This is a genomic window from Arthrobacter oryzae (assembly GCF_037911235.1).
Taxonomy (GTDB): domain Bacteria; phylum Actinomycetota; class Actinomycetes; order Actinomycetales; family Micrococcaceae; genus Arthrobacter; species Arthrobacter oryzae_E.
On sequence record NZ_JBBLYW010000013.1, the window covers coordinates 21,249 to 31,341 of the forward strand.

Annotated in this window: 6 protein-coding genes; 1 reads left to right on the plus strand and 5 read right to left on the minus strand. The window is 65.6% G+C overall.

What is annotated here, in order from left to right:
* Positions 1-24: 24 nt before the first annotated feature.
* Genes uvrA through WMN78_RS04505 form a run of 5 tightly spaced genes read right to left on the minus strand, consistent with a single transcriptional unit; the run spans position 25 to position 7,850 of the window.
* Complete coding sequence (gene uvrA, locus WMN78_RS04485; RefSeq protein WP_340532282.1) at positions 25-2,952, minus strand: excinuclease ABC subunit UvrA; 2,928 nt, start codon at positions 2,950-2,952, stop codon at positions 25-27.
* 45 nt (positions 2,953-2,997) lie between these two features.
* Complete coding sequence (locus WMN78_RS04490; protein ID WP_340532283.1) at positions 2,998-3,378, minus strand: GntR family transcriptional regulator; 381 nt, start codon at positions 3,376-3,378, stop codon at positions 2,998-3,000.
* On the minus strand, positions 3,375-5,297 hold the full coding sequence (locus WMN78_RS04495) for an ABC transporter ATP-binding protein (protein WP_425341113.1): 1,923 nt from the start codon (positions 5,295-5,297) through the stop codon (positions 3,375-3,377). Before WMN78_RS04495 ends, WMN78_RS04490 begins: the two co-directional genes overlap by 4 nt.
* The gene (locus tag WMN78_RS04500; protein WP_340532289.1) at positions 5,294-7,030 is read right to left on the minus strand and encodes an ABC transporter ATP-binding protein; all 1,737 of its coding nucleotides are present in this window, start codon (positions 7,028-7,030) and stop codon (positions 5,294-5,296) included. Before WMN78_RS04500 ends, WMN78_RS04495 begins: the two co-directional genes overlap by 4 nt.
* A 40-nt stretch (positions 7,031-7,070) precedes the next feature.
* Positions 7,071-7,850, minus strand: coding sequence for a trans-aconitate 2-methyltransferase (locus tag WMN78_RS04505; RefSeq protein WP_340532285.1), 780 nt, complete (start codon positions 7,848-7,850; stop codon positions 7,071-7,073).
* A 110-nt stretch (positions 7,851-7,960) separates the two neighbouring features.
* Between WMN78_RS04505 and WMN78_RS04510 the strand changes: the two genes are divergently transcribed.
* The coding region (locus WMN78_RS04510) for a DEAD/DEAH box helicase (RefSeq protein WP_340532286.1) at positions 7,961-10,093 on the plus strand (2,133 nt) is incomplete at its 3' end.

Consider the following 10,093-nt stretch of genomic DNA (forward strand, 5'->3'; position numbering starts at 1 on the left):
CCAGCCATTCGCAACAGTGTTCGGCTAGCCCAGGATTTCAGCCAGGAATGAGGCCGTGTAGCTCGTAGTGGACTTTGCGACCTGTTCGGGGGTTCCGGTGGCGATAATCTGGCCGCCGCCTGAACCGCCGTCGGGTCCCAGGTCCACGATCCAGTCCGCGCTCTTGATGACGTCGAGGTTGTGCTCGATGGTGATCACGGTATTGCCCTTGTCCACCAGCCCCTGGAGAACCATCAGCAGCTTGCGGATGTCCTCGAAGTGCAGCCCTGTGGTGGGTTCGTCGAGGACATAGATGCTGCGGCCGTTGGAACGCTTCTGGAGTTCCGCAGCCAGCTTGACGCGCTGCGCTTCACCGCCGGACAGGGTGGTGGCCGGCTGTCCAAGCCGCACGTAACCGAGTCCGACGTCGACGAGCGTGCGGAGGTGCCGCGCGATCGGGGTGAAGGCGGCAAAGAATTCCGCGCCCTCCTCGATGGGCATGTCCAGGACGTCGGCGATGGTCTTGCCCTTGTAGTGCACTTCCAGGGTTTCCCGGTTGTACCGCGCGCCGTGGCAGACTTCGCACGGCACGTAGACGTCCGGCAGGAAGTTCATTTCGATCTTCAGCGTGCCGTCGCCGGAGCAGGCCTCGCAGCGGCCGCCCTTCACGTTGAACGAGAACCGCCCGGGCTGGTAGCCGCGGACCTTGGCTTCGGTGGTCTCGGCGAAGAGCTTCCGGATGTTGTCGAACACACCCGTGTACGTGGCGGGGTTGGAACGCGGCGTTCGGCCGATGGGGCTCTGGTCGACGTGCACCACCTTGTCCAGGTGCTCCAGGCCCTGCACCGACTTGTGCCGGCCGGCCACCTGCTTGGCACCGTTGAGCTTGTTGGCGAGCACCTTGTAGAGGATTTCGTTGACCAGCGTGGACTTGCCGGAACCACTTACCCCCGTCACCGCCGTCAAGAGGCCCAGCGGGAATGCGGCATCCACGTTAATGAGGTTGTTTTCCCTGGCCCCGATGACTTTCAGCTCGCGCTTCTTGTCGTATTTGCGCCGCTTCCTGGGGATCTCGATCTTCTTCCGGCCCGAGAGGTAGTCGCCGGTGAGCGATTCCGTGTTCTCCAGGAGTTCCTTGTACGAACCGGAGTGCACCACCTGGCCGCCGTGTTCGCCGGCGCCGGGTCCGATGTCGACAACCCAGTCGGCTTCCTGGATGGTGTCTTCGTCGTGCTCCACCACGATGAGGGTGTTGCCGAGGTCGCGCAGGCGGGTGAGGGTCTCGATCAGGCGGCGGTTGTCACGCTGGTGCAGGCCGATGGACGGCTCGTCGAGGACGTACAGGACGCCCACCAGGCCGGAACCGATCTGGGTTGCCAGGCGGATCCGCTGCGCCTCGCCGCCGGACAAGGTGCCGGAAGGGCGCTCCAGGTTCAGGTACTCGAGCCCCACGTCGAGGAGGAAGGTCAGGCGCGCCTGGATTTCCTTCAGGACCTGGTGCGCGATCTGGGCTTCGCGGCCGGTCAGAACCAAGGTGTCCAGGAAGTGCGCACATTCGCGCATGGGCAGGGCGGCGACCTCGGCAATGGACTTGCCGTTGATCAGCACGGAGAGCGAGGCCGGGTTCAGGCGGGCGCCGTTGCAGGCAGGGCACGGGATCTGCCGCATGTACTCTTCGTACCTGTCCCGGGCAGAATCGGAATCCGTTTCCAGGTGTTTGCGGTGCACATACTGGATGACGCCCTCGAAGCCGGTGCTGTACTTGCGCTCCCGGCCAAAGCGGTTGCGGTACTGCACCACGACTTTATGGTCCTTGCCGTGCAGGACGGTCTGCCGGATGTCCTTGGGAAGCTTCTGCCACGGCGTCTTCATGGAGAAGCCGAGCTCGTTCGCCAGGCCGGACAGCAGCCGGTTCCAGTACTCGCTGGTGGCCGTGCCCAGGGACCAGGGCGCGATGGCGCCCTCACCGAGGGAAAGCTCGGCGTTCGGAATAATCAGTTCCTCGTCAACTTCGAGTTTTGTGCCGATGCCGCTGCACGCCGAGCACGCGCCGAAGGGGTTGTTGAACGAGAACGAACGGGGTTCGATTTCGTCGATGGCGAGGGGGTGTTCGTTGGGGCATGCGAGGTGCTCGGAGAACGCCCGGACACGTTCCGGGTCATCCGCCTCGAGATCCACGAACTCCGCCAGCACACGACCCTCGGCCAGGCCCAGGGCGGTCTCGACCGAGTCGGTGAGGCGCTGGCGGATGCCGTCCTTGACCACCAGCCGGTCCACCACCACTTCGATGGTGTGCTTAAACTGCTTGCCGAGCTTGGGAGGATCGCTGAGCTGGATGAGTTCGCTGTCCACCCGGGCCCGGGAGTACCCCTTGGCCGTGAGTTCCTTGAAGAGGTCGACGAATTCGCCCTTGCGCCCGCGGACCACGGGTGCGAGCACCTGGAAGCGGGTGCCGTCCGGCAGTTCCAGCAGCTGGTCGACGATCTGCTGCGGCGTCTGCTTGGCCACCTGCTCGCCGCAGATGGGGCAGTGCGGGCGCCCCACACGGGCCCAGAGCAGGCGCATGTAGTCGTAGATCTCGGTGATGGTGCCAACTGTGGAACGCGGGTTCTTGCTGGTGGATTTCTGGTCGATGGAGACCGCCGGGGACAACCCTTCGATGAAGTCGACGTCCGGTTTATCCACCTGCCCCAGGAACTGCCGGGCGTATGCGGAGAGCGATTCGACATAGCGGCGCTGGCCCTCGGCGAAGATCGTGTCGAACGCCAGGGACGACTTGCCGGATCCGGACAGCCCGGTGAAAACGATCATGGAGTCGCGCGGCAGGTCCAGGTCCACGTTACGCAGGTTGTGCTCGCGCGCCCCTTTCACCACGAGGCGGGAAAGGTCAGGACGCGCCGGTTTCCCTTGATTCAGGGGGACGACGGCGGGGCGGGCATCAACGGCTGGTTCTTCAGCTACGGCTTTAGGCACCCACTAATGCTAATCGAAAACTTCTTCGAATTTCCATGCGGCCGCCTATTCGGCGTCGTAGGCCGCCGCCAACAGCTGCACCGCCTCGGCGAAGCTGGCGCCCTGGGCTTTCGCCGCTGTCGCGAATTCTGCAGCTGCCGCACTTAGCGACGTCCAGGCCTCGTCCCTGGCACAGACGATGGTTCCGTGCCTGCCGCGGGTGGCAACAACTCCTGCCGCCTCCAGCTCCTTATAGGCGCGGGCCACGGTGTGCGGAGCCACGCCCAGGGCGGTGGCCAGGCTACGCACTGCCGGAAGGCGCGTACCGGGGGCGAGGGCACCGCTGTCCGCCCGCTCAATGATGTTCAGGCGCAGCTGTTCGAACAGCGGCACGGAGCTGCCCTGGTTGGGCTTCCAGGTCCCGGGAAATTCGTTCACGCCGCTCACAGCCCGGAGTCCCCTGCGCGCAAGGCCTCTTCCCTGCCGGCAAACTGTGCATCGTAGAGCTTGCTGTAATGGCCGTTGGCTGCCAGCAGCTGGTGGTGGTTGCCTTGTTCAACGATTCGTCCGTGGTCCATGACCAGAATTAGATCAGCGTCCCGCACGGTGGACAAACGGTGGGCAATCACAAAACTGGTCCGGCCCTGCCGCAGCTGCAGCATCGCCCGCCTGATCTGCACCTCTGTGCGGGTGTCCACCGAACTGGTCGCCTCGTCCAGGACCAGGATGCTGCGGCCGGCGAGCTGTGCCCTGGCGATGGTGATCAGTTGCCGCTGGCCCTGGCTCAGGGTGCCGCCGTCGTTGCCCAACACCGTCGCGTAGCCGTCCGGGAGGGCCCTGACAAAGTGGTCCACCAGCGTGGCTTCGGCAGCGGTCAGGATGTCGGCGTCGCTCGCACCGGGCCGGCCGTATTCAATGTTCTCCCTGATGGTGCCCGTGAACACCCACGCGTCCTGCAGCACCATCCCGATCATGGACCGGAGCTCATCCCGGGAGCACTCCGCGATATCCACCCCGTCGATGGTGATCCGGCCGGAATCCAGCTCATAGAACCTCATCAGCAGGTTCACCATGGTGGTTTTGCCGGCACCGGTGTGGCCCACGATGGCGACGGTTCCGCCCGGCTCGGCGGTAAACGACAGTTCATGGACCACAGGGGAACCGCTGCTGTAGCCGAAGGTGACGGAGTCGAACACCACGCGGCCGCCGGTGGTCCCGGCTCCGGGGACGCAGCCGCCTGACGGCTCCCCCCGCTCCGGGTCCTCCGGCTCCCCCCGATTCGGCCCTGCCGGCTCCGGCCGTTCCGGGCCCTTCCTCTCCGGTGGAATTTCGGCCGCGTCGAGCAGTGCGAACACCCGCTCCGCTGAGGCGATGCAGGACTGGATCAGCGTCACCATGCCGCCGATCTGGCTGATGGGCTGGCTGAAGAGCCGGCTGAACTGGATGAAGGCCTGGACCCCTCCGATGGTCATCGCGCCGGCCGTGACCTGCAGGGCACCGACCACGGCCACGGCAATGTAATTGAGGTTGGAGACGAACACCAGGAGGGGCTGCACGGCGCCGGAAACGTACTGTGCGCGGGCGCTGGCCCGGAACAGCCTGTCATTGCTCTTGGTGAAGGTCTCGGTGGCCATCCCCTGCCGTCCGAAAGCCTTGAGCACTTCGTGGCCGGTGATGTACTCCTCCAGGTGCGCGTTAAGTTCGCCCGTGGTGCTCCACTGCTCGGAGAAGTGGGTCTGGGACTTCCGCGCCACGAGTACTGTGACCACCGTGGAAAACGGCACGGTCACCAGCGCAATGAGTGCCAGCAAGGGCGACAGCCACAGCATCATGGACAGCGCGCCGAGCAGCATCAGCACCGACAGGATCAGCTGGTTCAGCAGCTGGTTCAGGGCCTGGGAGATGTTGTCTACGTCGTTGGTGGCCCGGCTGAGTACGTCGCCGCGGCGCTGCTCGTCGAAATGTGCGGAGGGTAGGCGCGGCAGTTTGTCCTCCACAGCGGCCCGCAACCGGTAGCTCACCCGCTGCACCGCCGTGGCCGTGACGGCACCCTGCACCCAGCTAAAGACGGACGCCCCGATATACATCACTGCCACGATCAGCAGCAGGGCGGCCAGCTCCTGTTCGTTGAAGGTCCCTCCAAAAACACCTTCAACAACGACGTCGGTGGCGTCTCCCAGCAATTTGGGGGCCGTCACGTTAAGCGCCACAAACGCGCACGTGGCCGCCACGGCGCCGAGCATCCGCCATTTGACTGGCCTCAGGAGTCCCAGGAGACGCCTGCCGGTGGCCCAGGCTCCGGTTCCCGCCTCCCCGCCGGCTCCCGGCCCCCCGCCGGTGACCGCCGCCGTCGTGCGTGCGGTCATAGCCTTCCTCCCAGCGCAAGCTGTGACGCGGCAATTTCCTGGTACACCGTCGAGGTGCGCATGAGTTCGGCGTGGGTCCCCTGGCCCACGAGCTGCCCCTGGTCCAGCACGAGGATGAGGCCCGCATCAAGGATGGTGGCGATGCGCTCGGCCACGATGATCACTGTGGATCGGCGCGTGAGCGGGGCGAGAGCCTGGCGGAGGCGGGCATCCGTTGCATAGTCCAGCGATGAGAGGCTGTCGTCGAAGACGTAGACGGGGGCGTCGCGGAGCAGTGCCCGGGCTATGCACAGGCGCTGGCGCTGCCCGCCGGAAAGGTTTGTTCCGCCCTGGCCGACGGCGCTGTGGAGCCCCTGCGGCAGCTCACGGACAAAGTCCTCCGCCTGGGCGGTGCGGAGCGCTCGGAAGAGGTCCTCATCACTGGCCTCGGGCGCGGCGATTCTCAGGTTCTCGGCGATGGTGCCGGAAAAGAGGTACGCACGCTGGGGCACCAGCGACAGGCTGTCCCGCAGGAAATGAAGCGGAAGCGAGCGCACGTTATGCCCGCCGAGCAGGACGTCCCCTGAGGTGGCGTCCAGGAACCGGGGCAGCAGGTTAATCAGCGTTGACTTTCCGCTGCCCGTTGAACCGATGATGGCGGTGACGGTGCCCGGGGACGCCGTAAAGCTGATCCGGTCCAGCACCGGTGCCTCTGCTCCGGGATAGGCAAAACTGACATCCCGGAATTCCACCGTGCCGCCCGGTGTGCGCCGCCCGTGGGGCAGTCCAGACCGGGAAACCGGCGGATCCGCGATGGCCGGGCGGGTATCCAGCACGGCCTGGATCCGTTCAGCACAGGCTGCGGCCCGGGGAGCGGTCATCAGGACGTACATCGCCATCATGATGGCGATGAGGATTTGCAGGATGTAGGCGATGAACGCAGTCAGTGCGCCGATCTGCATTTCCCCGGCCTGGATCCTGTGGCCGCCGAACCACACCACGCCCACGGATGACAGGTTCACCACGATCATGATCAGCGGCAGCATTCCGGCCACCAGCAGCGCAGACTGCAGGTTGTTCCGGGTGAGCTCGCGGTTGACGACGGCGAAACGGCGCGCCTCGTGCGCCTGGCGGACAAAGGCGCGAATGACGTTGGCTCCGATGATCTGCTCCCGCAGCACGCTGCTGATGCGGTCGATCAGGACCTGGCCTTCCCGGTACAGGGGCACCAGCCGCCGGACGATCACATACATGATGAGAACCAGCACCGGCACGATGGCCACCACGATGCCGGAGAGGGCCACGTCCTGATTCAGGGCCAGCACGATGCCGCCGATTCCCATGGCCGGCGCAGCCACCAGCATGGTGAAAACCAGGACGGCCAGCGCCTGGATCTGCTGCACGTCATTGGTGGCCCGTGTGACGAGGCTCGGCACACCGAAGGTCCCCACTTCCTGGGAGGATAGCGCCTGGACTCTGGCGAAGAGTTCCAGGCGCAGTTGGCGGCCGAGCTTCATGGCCACATTGGCACTGAGGTACCCCGCAGCCAGGGCAGCGGCCACCTGGACGGCGGCAATTCCCGCCATCCAGCCGCCCAGCCTCAAAATGAGGTCCGTGTTTCCTTTGACGATTCCGTCGTCGACCACGGCGGCGTTGAGCGTGGGCAGGAAGAGATTGGCCGTCGTCTGGACCAGCTGCAGGACCACGATGGCCAGGACCGCCGGTTTGTGCGCGGCGAGCAGCCGCAGCATCATGCCCCGGAGCACCGCACCTCCCCCCGCAGTGACGGCATGGTCAGCTCCGTTTCCGCGCGACTGCGAAGATCCTTCGGAACGGAAACACGGTGCCGTGGGCGGTGGCAGGATAGGCGTCCCTGAGCAGCGCGGAATACTCCGCTTCGAATTCCGCAGCCTCTTCCGGCGCCAGCGCAGCAAGCACCGGGCGGAGCCCTGCTCCCCTGACCCATTCCAGCACCGGGTCCGACCCGTGAAGAACCTGCTGGTAGGTGGTTTCCCAGGCGTCGGCGTCGCAGCCGGCGCCGAGCATGATGTTCAGGTATTCGGCGGGCTCGGCCACTGCGTCATCGTGGCGCAGCACGCCGTCGAGCCTTTGTTTCCAGCGGCCGGACTCGGCCAGCTGCCTCATCAGCACATGGGAGGGGGAACCGAAATTGCCGGGAACCTGCAGGGCGAACCAGGCGCCCGGCCTGAGTGCCTCCAGCCAGCCGGCCAGCAAAGCGGGGTGGCCGGGGACCCACTGCAGGGCAGCATTGGACACCACCACGTCGGTCCGGTCCGAAGGCATCCATTCAGTGATGTCCCGCAGCGCGAAGGACAGATTGGCGGCCCGGGCCGCGTGGTCCGCGGCCTTCCGCAGCATCTCGGCAGACGAGTCGATTCCCACCACCTCGGCCCCGGGCCAGCGCTCTGCGAGCGTCGCCGTCAGGTTCCCGGGACCGCAGCCGAGGTCCACTACGTGAAGCGGATCCCCGGCATGGACGCGTGCCGTGAGGTCAAAGTATGGCCTGTCGCGGTGGTTCCCGAACTCCACGTACTTCGCAGGATCCCATTTCAAAGACGCCCTCCAATGGCTCGTGCTGTTGCCGTCAGGCCGAGCCTAGCCCGGCCCGGCCCCGCGACCAAGGAAGAACCACCCATTGGCGGCGGGCACTAAGCTTGAAAGCAATGAAACTCGTTGAGCAGCTCCCTGTCCCGGCCGATCGCACCTCCAGCGGGGCGGCCCACGATCCGGACGAGCTCTACACCCGCTTCGTCGAATGGACGGAAAGCCGCGGGCTGTCCCTGTACGCAGCACAGGACGAAGCCATCATGGAGCTGGCGTCCGGTGACAACGTCATTTTGGCTACTCCCACGGGCTCCGGCAAGTCCCTGGTGGCTATCGCCGCGCACTTCCAGGCGATGGCCCGGGGAGAGCGCAGCTACTACACGGCACCCATCAAGGCCCTGGTCTCAGAGAAGTTCTTCGCCCTGTGCGAAATCTTCGGCGCCGAAAACGTCGGGATGATCACCGGCGACTCGGGCGTCAACCAGGACGCGCCGATCATCTGCTGCACCGCTGAGATCCTCGCCAATATCGCCCTGCGCGAAGGCGCCGGGGCGGACCTGGGCGCCGTGATCATGGATGAGTTCCATTTCTACTCCGACCCGCAGCGCGGCTGGGCCTGGCAGGTGCCGCTCCTGGAGCTGCCGCAGGCCCAGTTCCTGCTGATGTCCGCGACGCTTGGCGATGTCAGCCGCTTCGAAACCGGCCTCACCGAGCTGACGGGGCGGCCGACGACGACTGTCAGTTCCGCCGAACGCCCGATTCCGCTGCACTACTACTACGAGCAGACGCCAGTCCACGAGACCCTCGAGGAGCTGCTCTCCACCAAGCAGGTCCCTGTGTACGTGGTCCACTTCAGCCAGCTTGAAGCGATCGACCGTGCGCAGAACCTGATGAGCATCAACGTCTGCACCCGCGAGGAGAAGGACAAGATCGCTGAGCTCATCGCAGGCTTCCGCTTTGCGGCCGGGTTCGGCAAGACCCTCAACCGGCTGGTCAGGCACGGCATCGGCGTCCACCACGCCGGCATGCTGCCAAAGTACCGGCGGCTCGTGGAGCAGCTGGCGCAGGCGGGCCTGCTCAAGGTCATCTGCGGCACCGACACGCTGGGGGTGGGCATCAACGTTCCCATCCGCACGGTCCTGCTCACCGCTCTCAGCAAGTACGACGGCGTCCGGACACGGCTGTTGAACTCCCGCGAGTTCCACCAGATCGCGGGCCGTGCCGGGCGGGCCGGCTACGACACCGCCGGCACCGTGGTGGTGCAGGCTCCAGAGCATGTGATCGAGAACGTCAAGGCGATGGCCAAGGCCACCGCAAAGTTCGGAGACGACCAGAAGAAGCTCCGCCAGGTGGTCAAGCGGAAGCCGCCGGAGGGCTTTGTGTCCTGGGGCGAACCCACCTACAACCGCCTGGTGTCCTCCGTCCCCGACCCGCTGACGTCAAGCTTCACCGTGACCCACGCCATGCTGATGAACCTGATGGAACGGCCCGGCGACCCCTTCAAGGCTGCCAGGCGGCTGCTCACGGAAAACCATGAACCCCGCAGTTCACAGCTGCAGCTGATGAAGAAGGCCCTGGGCATCTACCGGGAACTGCTGGCCGCCGGCGTGGTGGAACGGATTCCGCCGGAACAGCAGGGGGCCGACGGCAGGACCGTCAGGCTCACGGTCCACCTGCAGGCAAACTTCGCGCTGAACCAGCCGCTTTCACCGTTTGCGCTGGCGGCGCTGGAACTCCTTGATCCGGAGTCGCCGTCATACGCCCTCGACGTGGTGTCCGTCATCGAATCCACGCTGGAAAAACCCCGACAGATCCTCTCGGCCCAGCAGAAGAAGGCACGCGGCGAAGCGATCGCCGCCATGAAGGCCGACGGCATCGAGTATGACCAGCGCATGGCCATGCTGGAGGACGTCACCTATCCCCGGCCGCTCGCGGAAATCCTGGGCGAGGCGTTCGAGGTCTACCGAAAGGCCGCACCGTGGGTGGGCGACTTCGAACTCGCCCCCAAGTCGGTGGTCCGGGACATGTATGAGCGTGCCATGAACTTCGGCGAGTTCGTCCAGTTCTACGGCCTGGCCCGTTCCGAAGGCATCGTGCTGCGGTACCTCGCCGACGGCTTCAAGGCCCTGCGCCAGACGGTCCCGCAGGATGCCCTGCGGGAAGACCTCGAGGACCTCATTGCGTGGCTCGGTGAGCTGGTCCGGCAGGTCGACTCCAGCCTCCTGGACGAATGGGAAGAGCTGACCTCCGGC

Coding starts and splice junctions, on each gene's coding strand:
- WMN78_RS04495 (WP_425341113.1), bottom strand. CDS start 5,297: ATGACCGCACGCACGACGGCGGCGGTCACCGGCGGGGGGCCGGGAGCC.
- WMN78_RS04500 (WP_340532289.1), bottom strand. CDS start 7,030: ATGATGCTGCGGCTGCTCGCCGCGCACAAACCGGCGGTCCTGGCCATC.